The organism is Luteolibacter sp. (assembly GCF_039920825.1).
Classification (GTDB): Bacteria; Verrucomicrobiota; Verrucomicrobiia; order Verrucomicrobiales; family Akkermansiaceae; genus Luteolibacter.
Genome location: NZ_JBDSCX010000028.1, coordinates 72587 through 93878, shown reverse-complemented (window position 1 = coordinate 93878; position 21292 = coordinate 72587). Strand labels below are relative to the sequence as shown.

At 60.1% G+C, this 21292-nt stretch carries 17 protein-coding genes; 7 read left to right on the top strand and 10 right to left on the bottom strand.

What is annotated here, in order from left to right; translation table 11 throughout:
• Window positions 1-12: 12 nt before the first annotated feature.
• Entirely contained in the window at window positions 13-5430 is a 5418-nt protein-coding gene (locus ABIQ96_RS07365; RefSeq protein ID WP_348213922.1) for an autotransporter-associated beta strand repeat-containing protein, read from the bottom strand.
• 168 nt (window positions 5431-5598) lie between these two features.
• Window positions 5599-6648: a right-handed parallel beta-helix repeat-containing protein gene (locus ABIQ96_RS07360; RefSeq protein WP_348213921.1), complete on the bottom strand. Its 1050-nt coding sequence runs from the start codon at window positions 6646-6648 to the stop codon at window positions 5599-5601.
• Between the two features lie 176 nt (window positions 6649-6824).
• Here ABIQ96_RS07360 and ABIQ96_RS07355 point away from each other — a divergent pair, with 176 nt between their 5' ends.
• Both ABIQ96_RS07355 and ABIQ96_RS07350 read left to right on the top strand, forming a co-directional pair.
• Window positions 6825-7016, top strand: a complete 192-nt coding sequence (locus tag ABIQ96_RS07355; protein ID WP_348213920.1) for a hypothetical protein — start codon at window positions 6825-6827, stop codon at window positions 7014-7016.
• A gap of 478 nt (window positions 7017-7494) precedes the next feature.
• Window positions 7495-7851 (top strand): hypothetical protein, encoded by a 357-nt coding sequence (locus ABIQ96_RS07350; protein WP_348213919.1) that lies wholly within the window; start codon window positions 7495-7497, stop codon window positions 7849-7851.
• 299 nt (window positions 7852-8150) lie between these two features.
• Here ABIQ96_RS07350 and ABIQ96_RS07345 read toward each other — a convergent pair whose 3' ends face one another.
• Window positions 8151-8312: a DUF1328 family protein gene (locus ABIQ96_RS07345; RefSeq protein ID WP_348213918.1), complete on the bottom strand. Its 162-nt coding sequence runs from the start codon at window positions 8310-8312 to the stop codon at window positions 8151-8153.
• Window positions 8313-8568: 256 nt separating this feature from the next.
• Here ABIQ96_RS07345 and ABIQ96_RS07340 point away from each other — a divergent pair, with 256 nt between their 5' ends.
• Complete coding sequence (locus tag ABIQ96_RS07340; RefSeq protein ID WP_348213917.1) at window positions 8569-9477, top strand: lipase family protein; 909 nt, start codon at window positions 8569-8571, stop codon at window positions 9475-9477.
• A gap of 73 nt (window positions 9478-9550) precedes the next feature.
• Here ABIQ96_RS07340 and ABIQ96_RS07335 read toward each other — a convergent pair whose 3' ends face one another.
• The 4 genes from ABIQ96_RS07335 to ABIQ96_RS07320 all read right to left on the bottom strand — a co-directional run bounded on the left by ABIQ96_RS07335 (window position 9551) and on the right by ABIQ96_RS07320 (window position 13543).
• Complete coding sequence (locus ABIQ96_RS07335) at window positions 9551-11170, bottom strand: carbohydrate porin (RefSeq protein ID WP_348213916.1); 1620 nt, start codon at window positions 11168-11170, stop codon at window positions 9551-9553.
• 125 nt (window positions 11171-11295) lie between these two features.
• On the bottom strand, window positions 11296-12240 hold the full coding sequence (locus ABIQ96_RS07330) for a hypothetical protein (RefSeq protein WP_348213915.1): 945 nt from the start codon (window positions 12238-12240) through the stop codon (window positions 11296-11298).
• 179 nt (window positions 12241-12419) lie between these two features.
• Window positions 12420-12929, bottom strand: a complete 510-nt coding sequence (locus tag ABIQ96_RS07325; protein WP_348213914.1) for a hypothetical protein — start codon at window positions 12927-12929, stop codon at window positions 12420-12422.
• Between the two features lie 173 nt (window positions 12930-13102).
• Entirely contained in the window at window positions 13103-13543 is a 441-nt protein-coding gene (locus ABIQ96_RS07320; RefSeq protein ID WP_348213913.1) for a translation initiation factor, read from the bottom strand.
• A gap of 75 nt (window positions 13544-13618) precedes the next feature.
• On the opposite strand from ABIQ96_RS07320, the gene ABIQ96_RS07315 reads away from it, so the two are divergent.
• Window positions 13619-14836, top strand: coding sequence for a VCBS repeat-containing protein (locus ABIQ96_RS07315; protein WP_348213912.1), 1218 nt, complete (start codon window positions 13619-13621; stop codon window positions 14834-14836).
• A gap of 32 nt (window positions 14837-14868) precedes the next feature.
• On the opposite strand, the gene ABIQ96_RS07310 is transcribed toward ABIQ96_RS07315, so the two are convergent.
• The 3 genes from ABIQ96_RS07310 to ABIQ96_RS07300 all read right to left on the bottom strand — a co-directional run bounded on the left by ABIQ96_RS07310 (window position 14869) and on the right by ABIQ96_RS07300 (window position 18584).
• Window positions 14869-16026, bottom strand: coding sequence for a hypothetical protein (locus ABIQ96_RS07310; RefSeq protein ID WP_348213911.1), 1158 nt, complete (start codon window positions 16024-16026; stop codon window positions 14869-14871).
• A gap of 155 nt (window positions 16027-16181) precedes the next feature.
• Window positions 16182-17492 carry an NAD(P)/FAD-dependent oxidoreductase gene (locus ABIQ96_RS07305; RefSeq protein WP_348213910.1) on the bottom strand — a complete coding sequence of 437 codons (1311 nt, stop codon included), beginning with the start codon at window positions 17490-17492 and terminating at the stop codon, window positions 16182-16184.
• Window positions 17493-17624: 132 nt separating this feature from the next.
• On the bottom strand, window positions 17625-18584 hold the full coding sequence (locus ABIQ96_RS07300; RefSeq protein ID WP_348213909.1) for a rhamnogalacturonan acetylesterase: 960 nt from the start codon (window positions 18582-18584) through the stop codon (window positions 17625-17627).
• Between the two features lie 132 nt (window positions 18585-18716).
• On the opposite strand from ABIQ96_RS07300, the gene ABIQ96_RS07295 reads away from it, so the two are divergent.
• From ABIQ96_RS07295 to ABIQ96_RS07285, 3 genes are all read left to right on the top strand, one after another.
• Complete coding sequence (locus tag ABIQ96_RS07295; RefSeq protein ID WP_348213908.1) at window positions 18717-20357, top strand: DUF1080 domain-containing protein; 1641 nt, start codon at window positions 18717-18719, stop codon at window positions 20355-20357.
• A gap of 82 nt (window positions 20358-20439) precedes the next feature.
• The gene (locus ABIQ96_RS07290; RefSeq protein WP_348213907.1) at window positions 20440-20745 is read left to right on the top strand and encodes a helix-turn-helix domain-containing protein; all 306 of its coding nucleotides are present in this window, start codon (window positions 20440-20442) and stop codon (window positions 20743-20745) included.
• A 14-nt stretch (window positions 20746-20759) separates the two neighbouring features.
• Window positions 20760-21212: an SRPBCC family protein gene (locus ABIQ96_RS07285; protein WP_348213906.1), complete on the top strand. Its 453-nt coding sequence runs from the start codon at window positions 20760-20762 to the stop codon at window positions 21210-21212.
• Window positions 21213-21292: the final 80 nt, after the last annotated feature.

The window sequence follows — 21292 nt, the reverse complement described above, 5'->3', positions numbered from 1 at the left end:
AAGGGTTCAGTCCTAGTCTTGCACCTTCGCGCGGAGGAAGCCGGTGGTGGCGGCGCTGGCGGAGAGGTAGAACGAGCGGTTCGTCCAGCCGCTTTCCGGTGCCGCGATGCCGTTCTGCACGGTGGCGAGATTTTCCGCGGGCACCTCGGCCACCACTCCGTTCCATGAGGAAAGATCGTTCCCTCCCTGGATGTGATAGACCATTCCGTCGATGGCGGTGGAGACCAGCTCGGTGGTGCCGCTGAAGGTGGCGCCATTCCGCACCGGCAGGGTGAGGGTGAGGACCTTTTGGCCACCGATGGCTAGAATTCTGGCAGCGATCCGCGAGGTGGAGGCAGCGGAAACGGGCGAACCGTCGAAGGCGAACTCGGCCAGGTTGATGGAGCCGTCGTTGTCGGGATCGGCGGAGGAGGCCATGTTCGCGGCGGTCAGATTGTTAGCAGCAGCCCAGGCGGAGTAGGCAGCGGAACTGCTGAGTACCGAGAGTTTTCCAGAGCCGGAAAAATGGACGTCATCGATGTGGGTGGCTCCGGAACCGGTTGCGCCGTAGGTGCCGGCCGTGACCTGGATGCCGTCGAGGAACAACTGGTTCACCGTGTCCGAGGCGGTGGTGATAGACAGTTTCGCCCCACTGGCGATACTAACCGTCGAGCTGTCCGCCAGCGTGGAGGCACCGAGGATCAGGTTGCCGGCGTTGACGGTGGTATTGCCGGTGTAGGTGTTCGCTCCGCCCAGCGTCAGATCGCCCGCGCCGCTCTTTACGAGAGAGAGGATGCCTGCGCCATTGATAATGGTGCCAGCATAGGTGCGGGCGGTGGCGTTGTTGATCGTCAGCACGGCCGGCGTGGCGGCGGTGTTAGTAATAATGGCGGCGTTCGTGCTCTTGGTGACGGTGTTCACCGTCTGGTTGAAACCGTTCAGATCGAGCGTGGTGGCGGCCGAGTTCCCCAGCACCACATCCGCGGTCTTCACCAGCGAGTCGTGACTGCCGATCTTCAAACTGCCGGAGATGTGGATGGACGCATAGCTGCTGGTGGAGGCGGAGGGGATGATGAAATTTCCCGCGCGGAAACCGACCGGCACCGTGCTGGTGATGGGGCCGGAAAGCGTGAGCGTGGAAGTGGCGTCGGTGTAGAAGTGGCTGCCGTTGGTGGGGCTCGCCGTGATGTTGATCGGGCCGGACCAAGTGGCGGAGGAAGCGGTGTTGCTGACCTCCAGATCGCCGCGGCCGGAAATGCCGAGATTGACGCCGAGGTTCAGCGTGTTAGAGATTGCCACGCCGTTGGTGAGCTGAATGCGGCCCACCACAGAACCGCTGGTATTGAGGGTCACCGCGCCGGTGCCGAAGGCGGCGTTGTTCGAGGCGATGAACAGGCCCTCGGTCACGGAGGTGCCGCCGGTATAGCTGTTAGCGCTGGCGAGCGTGACCGTGTTGGCATTGGGCTTGGTGAGCGTGCCGCTGCCAGTGAGGTTCAGATTGGTGAGCGTGCCGCCGTTGAGGGTGAGCTTGCTGACATCGATCAGCGAGCCGCCTCCATCGAAGGTTCCGGTGTTGGAAGTGAGAGTGGTGGTGCCGGTGTAGGTCTGGGGCGTGGTGAAGGTGACGTTGCCGTTGATCGACAGGTTGTTCGCTCCGGTGACGACGTTAGAGCCGCTTAATGTTAGCGTGCCACCGTTCGCATTGCCGAGACGGATGGTGCCATTGTTAGGCGTGAGGGTGCCGGTGTAGGTGAGATTGCCGCTCGCTCCCAGGTAGCCGGTGTATCCGGCGGCGCTGAAGTCGAGGTTTTCCGCCAGGTTGTTGTTCGCGGTCAGCACCAGTCCACCGGTGGAAGCGGCGGCGATGCGGGTGGTGAGCAGCGTCTGGAGCGAGGTGTTGTAATCGAAGGCGACCGCGCCATTGGTGGAGGTGCTGATATTGCGACCGGCGCCGGCCAACGCGCCGGCGTTGGCATACACGAGGACGCCTCCGTTAGAGTTGGTTGCGCCGGTGTAGCTGTTCGTTCCGGAAAGGGTCCAAGTGCCGTTGCCGGTCTTGGTTAGAGCGACGGTCCCGCTGCCGTTCACGATGGCTCCCGCGAACTCACCAACGCCGCCGCCTTGGAGCGTGAACGTCTTGGCCCCCGCGGTCGTGGAGGTGAGGTCGCTGGTGAATTTCAGCAGGCCGCTGCCGCCTTGGTCGATGGTGCCGCCTCCGGTGGTACCGGCGAGATTGATCACGCGGTCGGTCGTGTCCCCGGTGCCGGCGTAGGCCAGGGTGCCACCCGTGGTTGTCTCGCCGAGTGAGATCGTGCCGTTGGCAACCGTGGTAGGAGCCCCGAGGTTGCTGCTCACCGTGCCGCCGACGATGCGGTTCAACGAGTTTACCTTGATCGATCCGTTGGCAATGGTGACCGGGCCACTCCAGGCATTCGCTCCGGTTAGGACGATCTGAGCGGTTCCCTGTTTGGTGAAACCGAAGCCATTGCCCTCGTCTCCGATCGCACCGCTGATGGTGCCGTTGAAGCCGTTGCTGGCTCCCATCGTGGTGTTCGCCTTGAGTGTGACCGCGCCGGAAACCGTGGCGTTTTCCACGCGGAGCTGGCCGAGGGATTCACCGGTGGCGCCGCCGAAGAGCTGCACCGCAGCGCCGTAGGTGAGACCGGAGGAATAGTAGAGCGTGCCGCCATTGAGCACCTTGAGGGTCGCGGACGACGAAATCGTCGAACTCTGGGCTCCGGTCGTCATCTGCAACTTGCCACCCGTGGTGGCCGGGGCGATCTCGACCGTGCCGGTGAACCCGTTGAGCGCGCCGGAGAGAGTGGTCGAGTTCGAGCCGGTGCCGGTGGCCACGGTGATTTTCCCGCTGCCGGAAATGGTCTGGCCATAATTGCTCGTGCCCGAAACGGCCAGGGTACCCGCGCTGTTCACGGTGATGGTGCCTGAGGTGGGTAAGGCCGTGACTGCGGAAACGGACAATGTGCCGCCGTCGATGCGGGTGCCGCCGCTGTAAGTGTTAGTTCCGGCGAGCACCAGCGTGCCGGTGCCGAGTTTCGCCAAGCCGGTGGAGGTGGCCGTGCCGGCATTGATGAGGTTTCCGGAGTAGGTGAACGAGCCACCGGCATTGGTGGTGTCCAAGGCGAGGACGGCTCCCGTTTTCAGACCGCCGGTTGAGGAGCCAAGCGCATCGAAGTAGGCGATGTCCGCGGCGGCGAACTCGCCGCTGCCGCCGATATTCAGGCCGAGCGCGCCGCCGGAATTCACCACGATGTTGGAGGTGGTCCAGGCGGCGGAGTTTCCTTGATAGAGGGTGGAGGTTTTTGGGAAAACGAGGGTCCCACCGCCGATGGTGGTGACGCCGGTGTAGGTGTTATCACCTGATAGAGTCCACGTGCCGCTGCTGTTTTTCGCCACGCCGGTGAGGTTCACCACGCCGGAAACCGTCATGAGCTGGCCATTTGAGCCGGTGCCGGTCGCCGCCGGACTGATCGTGACCACGCGGCTGCCGGTATTGATCGCGGTGACGGTAGTGCCCGCCGCCAGGCCGGTGCCGGAAATGGTGCTGCCGACGGTGACGCCATCCACCGAAGACAGGGAGACGGTGGTATTTCCGCTGGAGAGGCCGCTGATCATCTGGGTGGCGCCGGAAATTCCGTTAGCAATGACTCCGCTGATTTCACCGGTGCCGGTGGTGGCGCCACCCAGAGTGAGCACCTTGCCACCCACCCCGCTAACAGTGACATCCGAGGTAAACTTGAGCAATCCGGTGCCCGACTGGTTCACCGCGGGCGTGCCGGTCGTGCCCGCCAGATCCAGCACGCGGTCGGTGATTTCACCGCTCCCGATGTAGTTGAGCGCACCGCCGGTGGTGCTGAATCCGAGGGTGATGGCGCCATTTGCCACGGAGGTGGGTGCTCCCAGCGCACTCGTCGCTAACAAAGGCGTGCCACCGTTCACGCTGTTGAGCGAGTTGGCAATCAGCGTGCCGCCGTTGATCCTGGTCTGGCCGGTGTAGGAGCTCGCGCCGGAGAGCGCCCAAGTACTGCCACTGCCGGTCTTCAGGATCGAGGTGACATTCACCACGCCGGAAACATTCATCGTCTGGCCATTGGTGCCCGCGCCGTTAGCCGCCGGGCTGATGGTCACCACGCGGGTGCTGGTGTTGATGGCGGTGACGGTGGTGCCCGCGCCGATGCCGGTGCCGGAAATCGTGCTGCCCACACTCACGCCATTGACGGAAGCCAGGGTCACGCTGGTCGCGGCGCTGGAGAACGCGGCCGTGGTAATCGTGCTGCCGGAACCGCCGTCGCCAATGGCACCCGCAAGCTCGCCGGTGGTGGAACCCTGCAAGGTGATGGTCTTGCTGCCGATGCCGGTGATGGAGGGCGCGCCCGTGAATTTCACTAGGCCGCTACCACCGGCGCTCAACGTGGGACCGACGTTGGTGCTCGCTATTTCCAACACGCGGTCGGTGGTTTCGCCGGTGCCGGTGTAGTTCAGCGAGGCCGCGCTGGTACCGCTGCCCAGAACGATGGTGCCATTGGCCACGGTCGAAGGCGCACCGAGATTGCTCGCGGCGAGCAGCGGTGTGCCGCCATTGACGCTGTTGAATGACGCCAGGTTCAGCGTGCCTGCGCCGACTTTCGTCTGGCCGGTGTAGGTGTTAGCGCCTGAGAGGGTCAACGAACCGGAGTCGGTCTTGAAGAGGGTGCCGCTGCCGCTGATCATGCCGCTGAGAGCCAGTGTGTTGCCGCTGAAGGGGCGCAGCACGCCGGTGCCGCTCAGGGTGATGCCATTCGTCAGGGTCTGGGTGCCAGAAACAGCATCCACGATCCCGCCGCCGCTCAGGGTGATAGGACCACCGCCCGCCGCCGCGGCGCTGCTGAAAGAAACCAGACCGGAAGTAATGGTCATGCCGTTGGTGAGACCGGTGTTAGAGCCATTCAGAGTGAGCCTCCCGCTGACGCCGCCGCCTGTAGCGGTGAGATCGCCATTCGCCGCGATGGTCACTGAGGGCGCACCTGAGCCGGCGAGATTGCTGTTGATCGTGTTGGTGACGCCCGTATTCTGGGAGACGCTGTTGATCGAGCCGGTGACGCCGCCGAAATCGAGCGTGCCATTGCCCGCGACGTTGCCGATCACATAGTTTCCGCTGTTAAAGATCAGCCCGCCTAGCGTGACCGTTCCGCCCGGAATTCCCGAGGAAACGAGCGTGACCGTGCCCGAGGCAGAGCCGTAGACCGCGGTATCCGAGGTGGTATTTCCCCAAGCAACGCTGGTGCCGCTGTTGAGGGCGTTATCCCAATTGAGAGAGGAGGTGTCCCAGATTCCGGCACCGCCATTGGAATTGGCTCCGGTATCGGTGCCGTCCCAGTAGAACGAAGCCGCTTGGGCAGGAGAAATGATCGCAAAGGTGAGGGCAATGAAAGCAGGGAATGCATGGGTGGTCATGCTCCTGATAATAAAGGTTTCTTCATTAAGGGTACGTGAATGGCCCCGCCTCCGGGTGAAAATCACGAAAAAACGGATACCAAAGTGCCGGGTCGTTAGATTGAGAGTCCTAACCAGTCTCCCCTGCCCCGGAAAATGGATACTCTCCGGCCCGGCCTTCAGCCGATCCTACTTCGCGGCCTCGCCATAAAGGCCACCCGTTTCCTCGACCGGCAACTTCGGCTTGGATGCCTGCGGCTGATCCTCGGCAAACCAACGGTTGCCCTCGAAGCGGAAGGTCTCAGGAGCAGTGCCCTCGCCGATGTTGAGTTCGGTCGTCACTTCTGCGCGGCGGAAGGTGATTTTATTGTTAGCGATCCTGACGTTGCGGCAGGGAGCAAAGCCTTCCTCGCGGGTTTCCTGGAGGATGCGGAAGATCCATTTCGTAGGCCGCAGGATCGTATTTCCAGAAAACTCCGCGCTATCGACGCCGGTGAAGGCACAGGCACAAGTCCCGCCTTCGATGGTGTTGTCGCGGACGATGATGTCCTTCGCCTCATACTTCGCGCCGGGTGGACGGAAGTAATCGATGCCGGTGGAGCCGCCGACTTGGATCGGACGCTCTCCGGCATCCTTGAAAATGCATTTTTCTATCACGATCTTGCTAGATCCCCCTTTGAACTGCGGTCCGGTGTGCTGGGAGAAACCTTCCTTACCGGTGATGCGGCACTCGCGGATGAGGGCGTCCGAGCAGCCGACGAAGTCGATGGCCTGACCGCCCCACCCGGAAATTTCGCAGCGCTCGATGCGCAGCTCCTGCAGGCCGGAGCACTTGATCGCGTCGAAGTTGCCTTGAGGTCCGACGTCCTCGATCCGCAGGTCTTCCAGAACCACTCCCCTCACCGGCTCATCGCGTTTGCCCCCATCGTCGATGTTGAAGCCGTTTCCGGTTTGGCCCTGGCAATGGAGGTAACGGAGCCTCAAACCCTGACAGCGGGAAAACTGCCAGGCATTGGTCCCGCCTTTGAACAGCGGCGGGGATTTCGGATCGAGCGCCTCGACGGTGAGATTTGCAATGCCGCTGATAGAGTTGCCGCCCGCATACTCGCCCGGGCCGATCTTGAGCGTGTCGCCAGACTTGAGCTTGCCGAGCGCGGTGCCCAGCTCGGACGGGGACTTGACCACCAGTGTTTCGGCGGATAGCGGGGCGACAAGGAGTAGCGGCAGGAGCGAACGCATCCAAGGAATACGGGGTGAGCGAGCCGCGTGTTGCGCCGATCGATAGATGACAGAAAGACAGGCAGCCGATGAAGCCCGCGGGAGGCCTGGACGGCACGAAGATTTCCTACTGGCTATCGGCGACGACCGTGTGAATGCTGGGAGACATGAACGGACAAAGCATTTTAGGTATCATCATGATCATCGCCGGAGGCGCACTTCTGGCTTACGGCGGCTTCACCACTACCAAGCGGGAGAACATCATCGAGGCAGGGCCGCTCAAGGTGCAGGCCGATGTAAAGGAGCGCCACAGCGTGCCGCCGGTGCTTTCATGGGCCTTGCTCGGCGGTGGCGTGCTCGTCCTCGTGCTGGGCTCGAAGAAAAAGTAGTCGGTCACGGGTCCGTCGAAGGGACATATGACAGGCCGGAAGCCACTTTCAGGAAGATGGATGGAGCCACGTGACTGGCTCGCTCCTATTTCCACAATCGCTCTTTCTTCTGTGGATTTGCGGGCTCTATTACGGCTGTAAGATGACGACTCAAACGCTTCTCCACCACCCTCTCCCACGGCTACGGACGTTTGTCCTCATCGCACTCGCGGTTTGCCCGTCATGCAGCGGCCAGCCCATGCGGCGGCCCGTCCCTCCCCGAAACGCCGTAGAGTCGACGGCCCGGCCACCGGGGATCACAGCGTCGCCGGCCCAACCGCTTCCGACGGGACGTACGGATCCTCGCTATCGGCCCACGGACGGGTTTTCCGAACTTCGGGCGATAGCGGGCAAAGTGGCGAAGGCTTCCGGTCGGAGGATCCACTGGAACCTTCAAGCCGGACCCAACCCCGGGGTCCTGGTCCGGATCACTGGTAACGTGGACGATTGCACCATTTATGTTCATCCCGTCGCCGCCACCAAAGTGCCGCCGAACACGTGGGCATTCCTCTTCGGGCACGAATTCGCCCATTTCACCGAAAGCTTGGGGAGCCACTCCGCCACCAATCCGTCTAACGAATTGAAGGCCGACATCGTCGGCGCCCGCTATGCGATGGCCGCCGGCTACCGGATCGAAGCGTTTCTCGGCTGGGTTCTTACCGAACCCGACCAGCAGACCGCCTCCCATGGTTCGCTGCATCAACGCGTCCAAGCCATCGCCGCCCATTTCGGCGTGCCTCAAGCCGTCATCCAAGAGGAGACCCGACGCGCTCTACGGTATCGAGCGACCCATTAGTTCGCAGTGGTGACGGAAAATAAAGTCGTGGCGCACATGGCACCGTGTCCAACATCGAGGTCGCAAGCGGCTGCGGATTTTGGCGATCCGCAAGCTGGCTTCGAACGGTCATAACCGCAGGACGCGATTTTCCGACCGCGCGGTATGTTCCACCGCAGAGAACCGCGTCGCATATCGGTTCAAGTGGCCGCCGGACTTAGGAAAATGAGCTTTTCGTCCCGTGGAATGCTCCAGCCCGCGCAGCCGATGAATGCCTTGGCGTGCTTGTCGGATGGATAAGCTTCCCGCACTGCGCTTGGTCAAACGGCCTTTTTGCCCATCACGAGGGCAAGGATCCAGATGACGAGGAAGACGAAGAAGCAGATCTTGGCGATCCCGGCAGCGGCACCGGCAATTCCGCCGAAGCCAAGGACTGCGGCGATGATCGCAACGACAAGGAAGACGAGTGAATAGTGTAACATGATCGTGGTAAGTTAGAGGTTGGTGTTTCCCGTTGGGAGGGGGATTTTACTATCGCATGCAGCGCGCCAATTCCACAGATCCCCATTCCACGGGGTTTTTTGCCATGTGCCGAATGATCACACGGGAAAGACATGCAAAATGCGTCGCCTGGATCGTGTGAATTGCACCCTTTCGAGCAAAGTGAAATGGCTTTCTCCCCGGGTCAGTCACAATCGGGCTGGAGATTTCCGAACTTTCGTGGTGGGATGCGTATGGATGAAGAAACGCTATCGAATCCTGCGTGCGGGGGCCGTGTTGGTCAGCGTGCTGATCGCCGTCCTCGCCGGAATCATCTGGTGGGTGCAGCCGCTGAAGGACATCGGCATTGCCGATGATTTTAGCGATGTGGATCTGGAGACCGTCAGCGCCTTCGCCGAACGCTCGAACGCGGCCTATCATGAGGAAAAGATTTTCCGCCACGAATATGGCGAGCAAGTGGAGGCTGGCGAGTTTCCGAATACCGGACTTCGGGTTTACATCGACTCGAATGCCTTGGGCAAAGGGCAATGGGTGATCATTCGCGGGACCGCTAACGAGGCGAATATCCTGGGCGATCTCGATTTCGTCGGCCGTGATGAACATGAGCTGGGCATCAACGTCCATGCGGGATTTGACCGGTCATTGCAGGATTGTCTGCCGTGGATTCTGGAACGGCTGGATCCCAAACGCCCGGTTTGGGTGACCGGACACAGCTTGGGAGGAGCCGTCGCAGTCTTGCTGGTGGCGACACTCGACCACCGGGGCTTTGCGGATGTTTCAGCCATCACCTTCGGCCAACCGAAATTCACCGACGCACACGGTGCCGCGAAACTTTCCCATTTGAAGATCTTGCGGATCGTTCACGATGAGGATCCGGTTCCGATGCTGCCACCGACGATGGTGGAGGGCAAAGTCATTTCCACTTATGCCCATCTGGGACCCGAGATCATCGTCAGGTCCAGCGGGCATTTCTCCTACCTTCACGCACACGACGCCGACCGCATGAATATCGGGAATATCTGGGCCGAGATCGAGAACATCCAGCCATTCTATCATGACATGGTGAAGGGCTACCTCCCGGCCCTGAAGCTGGCCATGAAAAGCGCCCCGAAAAAGGTGCTCGTTATTAAACCACCCGCCCCGTGATGAAGGTCTGCGGGAGCGATGTGGGACAGCGATATCAATGGAGGCCTTCCTGCCATTTTCCCTGATAGATGACTCACCACCAGGTTTCCATCTGCATACCCCAGCTCCAGCCGTCGGTGCTGTCGATGTAATCCGCGCCGCCGACCTTGCCCTCCAGCCCGTCGCTCCAGGCGGCGTAGGTGACGAACGCGCGCAACACCGGACGGCTTAAAAACTTGTCTCCCAACGATACCTGCGGAGCGAGTGTTAGTTTCGTCACGCTGCCGCCGCCGGTGAACGAGGTGCCGGAAATCCAGTCCATCCCGCCCTCGAAGGCGAGGCTGAAGACCTCGTTGAAATGCCAGATCGGCCGCAGCCCTCCAGACACCCATTGCTGCTCCGGCGCGTCTTCACCATAATCGGTGTACTGATAGACCAGCGCCGTGCCCAACGAAAATTGGTCGATCGGATTGATCACCACCTGGTCGGTGAAACGGACGCGCCATGAGTCATCCGGGTCCGGACGGATGTACGTTCCAGTGCTGTCGGTGAACGTCTCAAACCCGGAGGTGAAGGTCTTGGCCGGACCATTGCCAACCTGGATGCCCGTTGTATGCAGGCTGTCGGGATCGAGGAATCCTTTGTCCGTCCGCAGCAGACTGAACGAGAAGCCCTGCGAATCGTCCGCCTGCCGACCGCTGGAATCCACTCCGGAACCCGCCTTGGCATACACCAGTCCAGCCTCACCGGTTCCTCCCAGGAATTTCCAATCGTAATAGCGCAGATCGAAACTCGACTTGCTGAATCCAGCGAGGTTGTTCGGCGTCGGTTCGCCCAAGCTCGCGTAGATCGCGCTCTCGGCACCATCGCCAATCCACGCGAGCGCGAATTTGCCGGGGCCGAAGGTGACATCCTCGATTCCCCCGCCGCCGCCGCTCATGTCCCAGTAGTAGAAATCGTTGATGTTGATGTCATGTCGCCGGTAAAAGCGGCTGCCAGCCCAGAGGCTCGCTTCCGGCATGCCGGGAATCACGTTGCCTAACGAACCCCAGATCTCGGGCGAGGCGAATTCGGTCGCCGACGCGGCACCGTAATTTGCATAGGGATTGTAGATCGACATCCGATAGACCATTTGCGCCACCGGATCGTTCTGGTCCATCGCTTTCCCGCTGCCGAACACGCCGGCCGGATAGAAGGTTTTGGAAAACGCCAGTTCGCCGTAATTTTCCGCCTCATTGCCCAAGCGGTATTTCGCCACCCCGGGCGCGCCGAACGCTGCCATCGGTCCGTCGTTGTCGGACCGGCCGTAACCCGCCCGGAAGTAGCCGTTGATGTCCATGTAGCCGTCCAGCACGTTTTCGATGCGCTCGGAAACCATGTTGTCGTCATCCGCCCGCCGCCGGAAATCCCGGGTTTCCGTGTTCTGCTCGAACCTCGCGTCCACGGCCCGCTTGATCTGTTCCTGCTGCCTCTTCGCGATCGCCTCGCGCTCGCGCGCCGCCTCCATCTCCACATCCCGCACCGGGGCTGCCGGAGTCTTGGCGGGTGCCGCCTCCAGCTCGTGGATCTTCGATTCCAGCCGGTCGATGCGTCGCTCGTAATCGTTTCGCAACGCATCGAGCTCCTTCCGCAGTGCCGCCGTGTCTTCCTCCGCCGGCGCCGCCAGCGTCTGCCCTAACACGAGGCATCCCGAAAGTAAAAATGGGTATTTCACGATCCGATAGGAGCAATCCGGGTGAGGGCGGGTCAAGGGTATTCCGATATTTGTGCCGGTTCCCAGATTTTGCGTCATTCAAATCATCGATCCGCTGGATTGCCGGATCGGGGCCGCCCCCCTTTTCAACGGGTCAGCACGATGCACAGGATCCAGAGGCAATAGACCATCGGAAACGCAGCGATGCAGATCGAGTCCAGCCGATTGGCAGTGAGCCTCCCATTCTCGGAGCGTTCGTAGATTTTCAAAGCGATCGCCGATTGAATCAGGCTCAGGAAGATCATGACCATCGATGCGGTGTTGATGCGGTCGGCCATGGTCATCCTGTCACTATCAGGCAGCTCCGAGGAGATGATGAAGGTGCTTGCGACCACCGCGAACAGAGCACCGACACCGAGGCCGAAACGCGGATCCAGGTCAACGGGCTTCACCAAAAACGCAAGGAAGCCCACCATGGCCGAGATAAAGATGGTCGAGAACAGTTTCAGGAAATAGCTGTAGCCGGCACGGCTCGCTAGGACCGCATAACCATAGCGTGAATAGATGGATTCGTTTCCAACAGGAAGGCTGATGTCGCCGTAGTTGGTATTGTAGTGATTGTCCGTGATTGAGGGTTGGCTGCCGGTGACCTTGTAGCCGAGGACTTTCAGATCCTTGTCAAAACCCGTGTTCTGGGCATCCGCCACGTAGCGCAGTCGGGTGATGTCGTTGTCCTGATCTTCGATGAAAATCGTCAGGTCGTGGCTGTCGAGCGGGAAGCGTGAAACATCCCAGAACTTGTTGATGACGGCGGTGATGCGCGCCTGAGCATAGTGCTCGTCACCGATGTCCCGCGTGGGAACGAGTTTTTTCTCCTCAATCTTGCCGTTCATCAACTCGAAGGTCTCGATCGGGTTGACCGTGTTTCCTTTCCAACGGAACCAGATGTAGAAATCGACCGTGAAGACGTTTTCCTTCAGGTTCATGGCATAGATCTGGTTCACATACGTGCCAACCGTGACTTCAGTTGGTCCGGCAGCGGCAGATGGCGGTGCGGTGCCCTGCTGGGCAGCCACGTTGAGCGCCGCCATGAGAACCATGATTACCGGCAAAAGCGGTCGCGCCAAACGACTCAGCATTTCCACCGCAGCTCTCATTCGAAGCGTCCTCCGCCGCAAGTGCAGCACCCGGTGATTCTTGATAGAAAACCGCGTTCCACGTATTGCGAATAGTTGCCCTCCAGTTTCATTGCGTAGCAGTGGCCCGCGTTTCAGGGTTCAACTTTTTTGACTGATGCAAGAACGGGGGCAAGGGTGGCCCGGCTTCTGACCGAGCTGTCACCTTCGCCGTGAGCGCAGATCATGTAGACCTTGCCCTCAACCGTGAAGAGATAGACGTCGGCACTCGCAGGATCCCCGTCATCAGCTTCCTCACCGGTGCCGGTGATCTGCTTGCCGGGGGCGGCTGCCACATTGATTGGCTTGGTCTCCGTGACCTTGAAATTGCTCACCTGCCCCTTGATCAACTCCGCCACCTGCTTGGCAGCTTCATCCACCGAGGCTTGGCTGAGAGCCCAAATCTGGACGTTCACGCCGGATCTGGGCAGATCGATGGTAATGCCGGCATCCTTGGAGGGAGATGTTTTCCACGCTTCGGCAAGTTGCAAGGTGATGGACGACTTCTTGTCAGCGGAAGGCACGGTCAAGGGTTTCGTGAGATCGGCGGCGCTGGCGATGCAGCACATTGCGGCCAATAGCGGAACAACGATGGATTTGCGCATGATATGGATTGATTGGAATTTATCGGCGGGAATATTCCCCCGCCGTTCGTGGCAAAGCTGCATGAGTCGTCATGAAGGCGCAAGTGCCAGCGGACCGGAGCATCAAGAAATCTTCCCCAAGCGCGACCTCTCATCCTTGTTCCATGGATCCACATCCACGGTTAGATCGTCACTTACCCGCCGGCGAAAACCGGCTTGAAGCCCGCTTCCGCGAGGATGCGTTTCATCTCTTCGCGTTTGTCACCTTGGATTTCGATGCACCCGTCTTTCACCGTGCCTCCGACGCCGCAGGCCTTCTGCATCAGCTTTGCGAGTTCCTGTTTCTCCGGCAGTCCGATTCCCACGAAATTTCTAGCAACCGTCACTCCCTTCCCGCCGCGATGCGCTGTCTGGCGGACGATGTCCACGCGACCCCGGTTCGTGTTCTTCTGCCCGCGTTGGGAAGTCTTTGCTGAAACGACCGGGGCAGAATTTTGCGGGTGATCAGGTCCCGCGGGCAAATTGCCGAGCCCGGCCAATGCCTCAAACGGATTCCCGGCCGGAATGGCTGCTTTGCTTTCTTTCTTGTTGCTCATGCCAGCCATCCAACCACGGACACCGCGAAGTTCACGCATTTTCGATTAAACCTCCTCATCGGTATTCTCCTGATCGTCTTCCGGAGGCCGCGACGTAGACCTTGGTCGGCCCTCATGAAAAAATCCATCCTCCTCCGTTCCGCCATCACTCTCGCATTCGTCTCCCCGTGCCTGGCGGCTCCCCCGCTCACGTGGACCACCCGCCAGCTGACCTCCGAATTCCAAGCGGAAGGAGCCGCCGCGGGCGACTTCAACAAGGACGGCGTGAGGGATGTGGTTTACGGACCGTGGTGGTTCGAAGGGCCCGGCTTCACCGAAAAGCACACGATCTATCCGGACACCCCGCTCGATCCGCGAAACTACTCGAAGAATTTCTTTGCTTACACCCCGGACCTCAATGCCGACGGCTGGCAAGACGTGCTCGTGCTCGGGTTTCCCGGCGAGGAAAGCTATTGGTTTGAAAATCCGCACGGCGCGGCCGGCGACTGGAAGCGGCACGACGTCCTCAAGGTCACCGATGCCGAATCGCCGGTGTGGACTGACCTCACCGGTGACGGCAAGCCGGAGATCGTCTGCGCCCAGGACGGCTATTTCGGTTACGCCTCGCCCGGCACGGATCCCACCCAAGAATGGCCGTTCACCCGCATTTCCGCGGAAAAGGCCTCCAGCGGTCGCTTCACCCACGGCCTCGGCGTCGGCGATGTGAACGGCGATGGCAGGCTCGATCTGTTGGAAAAAAACGGCTGGTGGGAACACCCTGCCGACCCCGCCGCCCAGCCGGTGTGGGCCTTCCACCCGTTTCCTTTCAGCGAAGCCGGTGGCGCACAGATGTTCGCCTATGATTTCGATGGCGATGGCGACAACGACATCTTCACCAGCCTCGCCGCCCACGCCTACGGCCTCGCCTGGTATGAGCAGGTCAAGGACGAGTTAGATTCCATCAGTTTCATCAAACACGAACTGATGCCCACCGATCCAAAAGCGCCATCACAAGTGCCGCTCTTCAGTGCCATCCACGCTGTCGATCTGGCAGATATTAATGGCGATGGCGTGAAGGACATCGTGACCGGCCAGCGCTATTGGGCCCACGCCCCGCGGGCCGACGGGACCGGCGGTGATGATGGCGTGCACAATCCACCGGTGCTTTACTGGTTCGAAGTGAAACGCGGTGGGAAAAGCGGTGCCGCCGAATTCATCCCCCACCTGATCAGCAACCAGTCCGGTGTCGGCACGCAAGTGATGGTGGTGGACTTGGACGGCAAGGCACCACCGGAAATTGTGGTGGGCAACAAGAAGGGCGCGTTTGTTAGTTCCGCTACCGCCGCTCCCTGAATGCATCTCTTTTTGAAATCCGCCAATTGCTGTTATCCTTCCAGCGGATCTTCAAACGGGTCCGACTTCGCCTTCACATAGGGCTTTTTCAGCGGAGGCAGGGGCGTCTTCGGACGGCTCCCCGGAGGCGGCGGAGTCATCGGGACCGTGGCGGCTGGCGACAGTGATACCGGCGGAGCGGGCACTTTGATCGGCGCTGCCACCGGGACAGGTTCGGGCATGGAGAGTTTTCCGTCACCGTCCGTTTCTCCCAAGCCCGGAAGTTTCGGTTCATTGAGTGCTACGGGTTCGGGCTTTTTGATAGGCGGCAGCGACGGCTTCGGACGGCTTGGCGGAGGTGGCGTAATCATCGGAACCGTGGCTGCAGGCGAAAGCTCTGGCGATGGATCTGCAGGTTCAATTTTTGCGGTCGCTGCGGCGGTGAAATTCGGCTTGGCGAGCTCCTTGCGAACGGGGGCGCTTGCCGTGGCGGGCAGTTCCGGTTCGGTGGGTGCGCCGAGTTCCTCATCGAACAGCCGATATTTCGGATCGACGCGGTCGATCGGGATGGTCACTGCGGGAGGCGGGCTGATTTGCGCGCCCTTTTCGGCCTTTTGTTGATAGAGTTCGTTTCTGAGTTCCTCGCCCGCGGCTGGTTCGAGGCTGGGCAGCTTGATCGGAGTCGTGTGGAGGTTGATCTTGCTCGTCAGCTCCATCGCCTCTTTCGGATCGCGCTTCATCCAAGGGAGTTCGCCGAGTTTCGGACGCCGGTTCTTGAAGTCGCCCCAGAGCGATTCCTCGTCATCGGTCCAGAGGATGAAATGCTCAAGATCCGGATTGCCGAGCGAGGGATCCGCCTCCAGCGCCGCACCGTAGAAGCGCGCGGCCTGCAGCACCATGCCGTGGTGAAGCAGGGCGTTGGCGAGGCCGAGATTCTGCACCGCTTTTCCTTTATTATGCTCGAGCAGGGCGCTCAGCAGGCGAATCGCCTTTCTCGGACTGGCTTTGGCGAGCACCCGGGCGGCAAACGCCAGTTCTACATCGATGCTCGGGATTTCATCGACTTCCCAAACCACGTCCGCGGCCTCAGGAAAGGATCCCTGATCGTAAAGGAGGTGGGCGAGTTGCTTGCGGGTATCCCAGTCGCCGGGGTTGGCTTTCAGGGTTTCACGCAGTTTCTTCTCATCGGGCTGTTTGGGTCTGGCGCTCATGGGTTTTTCGGGATTTACCCGGAAAAATCGCGCGATAACCCGCTGCTGCAAGTCCTAATGTCATTCAAGCGAGCGATCTCTTTAGCCGTTTGCCGAAACAGATTTCCGTTATTCCGAGCAAATGGCGGTGCATTTGAATGCAATGCGCCTGGCAATTATTCGCATGCGACTTTGATGGGCGGATCGACTTGCGGTTGCTCGGCGCGGCCGTCGCCCAAGCGATACTGGACGAAATCCTGGGCAAAAAACTCGTTGAACACCCACTGAAACAGAATCCGCAGTTTCTTTTCCATGCGCGGTAGTTTCATCCAGTAGATGCCCCGCCACATCAGCCAGGCGAAGAGGCCGGAAAATTTGAAGCCCATGACCTGCGCGACCCCTGCCCGATGTCCGAGGGACGCCAGCAGTCCCAGCGTTTTGAAGCGGAAGGGTTCCGTTTTTTGACCGTCGATGGTGGCGAGGATGTTTCTAGCCGCGCGAACACCCTGGCGGCTGGCGTGCTGCGCGGTGGGAGGATGGAATCCGCCGGTGTCCGGATTCGGAACCGCCGCGCAATCGCCGATCGCCCAGATTCCAGGACAACCTGCAATTGCAAAGGTTTCATCCACCAGCACCCGACCCCGTTCCTTCGGCAGCGGGAGATCGCCTAACAAAGGATGCGCGGTGGTGCCCGCCGTCCACACCAGCGTGTGCGAGCGGATGCGAGTGCCGTCAGTTAGACAGATATCACCACCTTCGAACCCGGCGACCCGCGACTCGGAACGAATCTCCACACCGCGCTCGGAAAGTTTTTGCTGCGCATAGGTGCCGAGTTCCTCACCCAGTTCCGGGAGGATCGTCTTGCCGGGATGCACCAGCACCAGCCGGATCTGTTTCCAGGACAAACTGGGAAAATGAGGGAGCGCCGCATGGATGAAATCCCGCATGCCCGCCATCGTCTCCACGCCCGCGAATCCTCCCCCGGCGACAACGAATGTTAGAAGCGGTTCCTTATCCACGGTCGAGCACTCGCTTTCAGCTTCCTCCAGATTGGAGATCATCCGGTTCCGCAGGCGCACGGCATCCGCCAACGACTTCATGGTCAGCGCCTGGCTTTCCACCCCCGGAAGCCCGAAGAACGATGTGATCGAGCCCAGCCCGAGAAGCAGATGGTCGTAGCTCAGATCATGGCCGTGATAGTGATACCCGTGGCACACCACGGCTTGCCGCTTCTCAAGATCGATCCGTGTCGCATCGCAGGAATAAAATTTCACCCGCTTCAACATCTTCCGTATGGGATTCACGATTGAGGTCGGTTCCAACTCGCCCGCTGCGACCTCGTGAAGCATCGGGGTGAACAGGAAATGGTTCTCCTTGTCGATGAGCGTGACCTCGAGATCGGGGCGGGATGCCATTGCCTTGTCGAACTCGATGGCTGCCGCGAGCCCGCCGAATCCCGCGCCGAGGATTAATACTTTTGTGCTCATAGGGAGGACATCCAAGAGGCGGGAGGAGTCCGTTTTATTCCCGATGGAGCGCAAATTTATTTCACCGACAGACGCTGGGACGCGGATAAGGTCCCCATGAAAATGCCGGTCTCACCGGAAAGTTCCGGAGATCTAACGCCCTGAAGCCGGTACCGGTGCGGTCACATCGGCAGGAGCGACGGCTTGGCCCCGCGGAGACAGGAATGCATCGAGGGGATTGGACGGATCGTGTTTGAGACCGGCGACGACGCAACCGGCATTGATGACCGCGCCATCCCATCCGGTATGGAGATTTTCCTTGGGCGATGGCATGTAGAGGGCTTCGACCCTTTCCTTGCCGAGTTTTTCATAACTCCGCGCGATGAGCTCGTAGAGATCGACGAAGGGAGCATTCGTTTCTTTCGCGACTTGGGCGGCCCACGCGGCGTGGGAGCCGCTGTCCCGCTGAAAATGGCCGTCATCCGTCCATCGTTTCCGCGGTGTAAGTGAGCAGACGATCGGCGTGCCGCCTTGCTCCCGCGTTTCCTTGACGAACTGTTGGAGATACCAGCCGAAGCTGTGGACGACTTCTTCCTTGCCGTCGCGGGTCACGGTTTCCGTCTCGGGTCCCAAGCCTTTGAGCGCCCCTTTTCCCTTGGCTCCTCCATTGTCGTTCGCACCGAACTGCATGATCACGAAGTCTCCCTTCTTGATGAGCGGGCGGAGGTTTTGCCAAAAGAACCCATTGTAAAAAGTCCTGCTGCTCGTTCCACCGAACGCCCGATTGACGACGTTGACTTTGTTAGCATCGAAATACGCAACGATCGGCGCGCCCCAGCCCCACTGCCCGGTCGGCGGATTTTCTCCCATCGTGCCGTTGCGCACGGTGGAGTCGCCGATCAGCCACACAGTCGGCAACGATGCGCGAGCGGGCGTGGGCGGTGAGTATTTGCCGCCGCCGGGAGCCCCCGCAGGCGCGGGCGGCGCGCCAATCTGGGTGTTGCGCGGGACATCGCTGATCTGGATGGGAGCGAGGCTCGGATTCGCACCATAGGCGGACAACGAGCTAACAAAAAAGAGAACCGAGAACAGATGGTAGGTCAGTGTTTTCATGGGTTTGGCGGCTAGCCTTGTGCGTATATTAAATCCCAAGGGCTGTCCCCAATCAAGGACGGTCATAGGCAGCCGGATTCGGAAAAACGGTATTCCTTGCCCAGGACGGAGCCTGCTGGTTGATTCATCACCATGCATCCTGGTTTGGTAATTTCCGCCTTTTCTTGCGTGGCTCTAACTGCGATGGCGGAATCGGAGTGGCGGACTCTTTTTAATGGGAAAGATCTTTCCGGTTGGTCGGTCACCATCGACAAGCAGAAACCGGGTGAAGATCCGGACCACCTGGTACAGGTTCGCGACGGAGCGATTCACATGTATCCAGACACTGATCCCTCGGCCACCGTGCCGTTCGGCGTGGTCACGTATGATAAGATTTTTTCCCGTTTCCACCTCGCGCTGGAATACCGGTGGATGGAGAAAAAATTCAATCCGCGGAAAACGCAGATTCGCGACGCCGGGGTGATCTATCACGCGTCCGAAACAAACAAGGTCTGGCCGGACTCGATCGAATATCAAATCCAGGAAGGCGACAGCGGCGACATCGTTTTCATCGATGAAGACGGGCTGACGTGGGCGCAACCTCAGCCCGACCTCGCGCCCGAGGGACAGGGCGATCCCGGGCTCCTGCCGGAAAATGGCGGCACCCTCCGCGGTGGCGGAAAAAACTACGCGTATATCGGCCGATTTCCCGAGTATGACCATGCCGGTTGGAACCGCGCGGAAGTCATCGTTCAGGCGGGTGAGTCGGCGGAGCATTGGCTGAATGGCCACCTCCGCGCCCGGCTCGGCGGATTTCATCATCTCAACCGCGAGGGCACGCTCACCAAGGGAAAAATCTGCCTCCAACTCGAGGGCGCGGAAATCCAGTACCGCAACGTGGAGATCCTTGAACTCGATGAGCCGTTGAGCACTAACAAGACGCTGCTTTCCCTCAGCGCCGTAGAGGACAAGCCGGTCCGGCAAGGCACGATCACCGCAACCAATCCGCTAGACCATCCCCTTTCCACCAGCCTTTCGATCACAGGAAAAGATGCGGACGCCTTCAGCACGACCACTAACAGCATGTCGCTCGGCGGAGGAAAAAGCGCGGAAGTGACCGTCCATTTCAAGCCGGTCCGCGGGGCCGGTCGTTACAGCGCGGGCCTGCGCATCGGGACGCCGGATCAAGGGACTTTCGTGCTGTTGCAAGGGATCGGGCTGGAGGCGTTTGAAGGAAAAAATGAGCCGGCATTGCAAGAGATCGTCCACGCGCTGGGCATTCCGCTGAAGGTCGGCGGCACGAAGCTCGAACTCGACACCAAGGCGGATGTCATCGGCGATGGCGTCGCGGTGCCGTATTTCGCGAAGGCTGAAAACGGCAAATTGAAGATCACCGCGCTGGCTCGCTTTTCCCCGCCCGGCGCGACCCCGTTCGGCTATGTTGTGAAAGGGACGACGGAGCTGTCCGAACTGGGAAAACTGGCGGATTCGACCGATGTCGCGGATGCCCACCAATGCCTGCATCCACCACTGGAAGGCGGCTCCATGACGGTGGAATTCGAAGCTCCCGAGGTCGGCTTCGCACTCTATATGAAAGCCCGTCAATACACGTCCTTCACCGATCCGGCTCAGCCAAGTGAAGCAAAAATTCCACACACGGCACGGGTCTTTCCGGTGACGCATTTCGGTGGTCAGCCAATCGCGAATGCCTACCTCGTCGGCTTCGAGGAAGCCGCGAATGGCGACTATCAGGATGGCGTGTTCCTGATCGAGAACGTGAAACCAGCCCCATAAAAACGGGTCGTAATCGAGTGAAAAATGAAGCGGAAAAATGCGGGTTGACATGTAACTATTAGGTTACATATATTTCCCCCACATGGACGAAGTCTTCAAAGCTCTGGCGGACGAAAGCCGGCGGGCCTTGCTGGACCGGCTCCATGCCCGCAACGGACAGACGCTCGGCGAGCTGTGCGACGGGATCCACATGACGCGCCAGGCGGTGATGAAGCACCTCGGGATCCTCGAGGCCGCCAAACTCATCTCCACGGTGCGCCGTGGGAGAGAAAAGCTGCATTACCTCAATCCGGTGCCGATCCATGAGATCGGCGAGCGCTGGATCAGAAAATACGAGGTGCCGCATCTGGATGCTCTCGCGGAACTCAAACGCAACCTCGAACGCTAACAAAACAATCAGCCATGAACAATACCCCGAAACTCGTTTACGTCTCCACCATCCGCACCACACCCACCAAGCTGTGGGAGGCGCTGACAGACCCTGACTTCATCCAGCAATACTGGTTCGGCCGCCGGAACACCTCCTCCTGGCAGGTGGGCGAAGTCATCGAAAGCCGCTCGCCCGAGGGAGAACTCGAGTGGCAGGGCAAAATCCTGAAATGCATCCCGGAAAAGGAAGTTACTTTCAGCTTCGACACCCTAGCAGATGAATCGCCATCCACGGTCCGTTTCAACATCGAGGCTCTCGGCGAGGAAGTGCAGCTCACCATCACCCACGAGGATTTCCCCGAAGTCAGCGCCGTCCGCGACCGCGTCTCCGGTGGTTGGCCCGGCATCATCGCAGGCATCAAGTCGCTCCTGGAGACAGGATCGGCGGGCGATCTCCCATCGCCCTGCGCGGCCGGTTCGCACTAACACGTCGGCTTCATTTCAGACACGGAAAAGTCCGCGGGCGCATTTCGCACCCGCGGACTTGATGATTTCTGAGCCAATGC

What these genes read in the sequence shown, in the direction of transcription:
- ABIQ96_RS07315 (WP_348213912.1), top strand. Translation starts at nt 13,619, where the DNA reads ATGAAAAAATCCATCCTCCTCCGTTCCGCCATCACTCTCGCATTCGTC.
- ABIQ96_RS07340 (WP_348213917.1), top strand. Translation starts at nt 8,569, where the DNA reads ATGAAGAAACGCTATCGAATCCTGCGTGCGGGGGCCGTGTTGGTCAGC.
- ABIQ96_RS07290 (WP_348213907.1), top strand. Translation starts at nt 20,440, where the DNA reads ATGGACGAAGTCTTCAAAGCTCTGGCGGACGAAAGCCGGCGGGCCTTG.
- ABIQ96_RS07320 (WP_348213913.1), bottom strand. Translation starts at nt 13,543, where the DNA reads ATGCGTGAACTTCGCGGTGTCCGTGGTTGGATGGCTGGCATGAGCAAC.
- ABIQ96_RS07300 (WP_348213909.1), bottom strand. Translation starts at nt 18,584, where the DNA reads ATGAAAACACTGACCTACCATCTGTTCTCGGTTCTCTTTTTTGTTAGC.
- ABIQ96_RS07325 (WP_348213914.1), bottom strand. Translation starts at nt 12,929, where the DNA reads ATGCGCAAATCCATCGTTGTTCCGCTATTGGCCGCAATGTGCTGCATC.
- ABIQ96_RS07285 (WP_348213906.1), top strand. Translation starts at nt 20,760, where the DNA reads ATGAACAATACCCCGAAACTCGTTTACGTCTCCACCATCCGCACCACA.
- ABIQ96_RS07365 (WP_348213922.1), bottom strand. Translation starts at nt 5,430, where the DNA reads ATGACCACCCATGCATTCCCTGCTTTCATTGCCCTCACCTTTGCGATC.
- ABIQ96_RS07360 (WP_348213921.1), bottom strand. Translation starts at nt 6,648, where the DNA reads ATGCGTTCGCTCCTGCCGCTACTCCTTGTCGCCCCGCTATCCGCCGAA.
- ABIQ96_RS07345 (WP_348213918.1), bottom strand. Translation starts at nt 8,312, where the DNA reads ATGTTACACTATTCACTCGTCTTCCTTGTCGTTGCGATCATCGCCGCA.
- ABIQ96_RS07295 (WP_348213908.1), top strand. Translation starts at nt 18,717, where the DNA reads ATGCATCCTGGTTTGGTAATTTCCGCCTTTTCTTGCGTGGCTCTAACT.
- ABIQ96_RS07355 (WP_348213920.1), top strand. Translation starts at nt 6,825, where the DNA reads ATGATCATCGCCGGAGGCGCACTTCTGGCTTACGGCGGCTTCACCACT.
- ABIQ96_RS07330 (WP_348213915.1), bottom strand. Translation starts at nt 12,240, where the DNA reads ATGGCGGCGCTCAACGTGGCTGCCCAGCAGGGCACCGCACCGCCATCT.
- ABIQ96_RS07305 (WP_348213910.1), bottom strand. Translation starts at nt 17,492, where the DNA reads ATGAGCACAAAAGTATTAATCCTCGGCGCGGGATTCGGCGGGCTCGCG.
- ABIQ96_RS07310 (WP_348213911.1), bottom strand. Translation starts at nt 16,026, where the DNA reads ATGAGCGCCAGACCCAAACAGCCCGATGAGAAGAAACTGCGTGAAACC.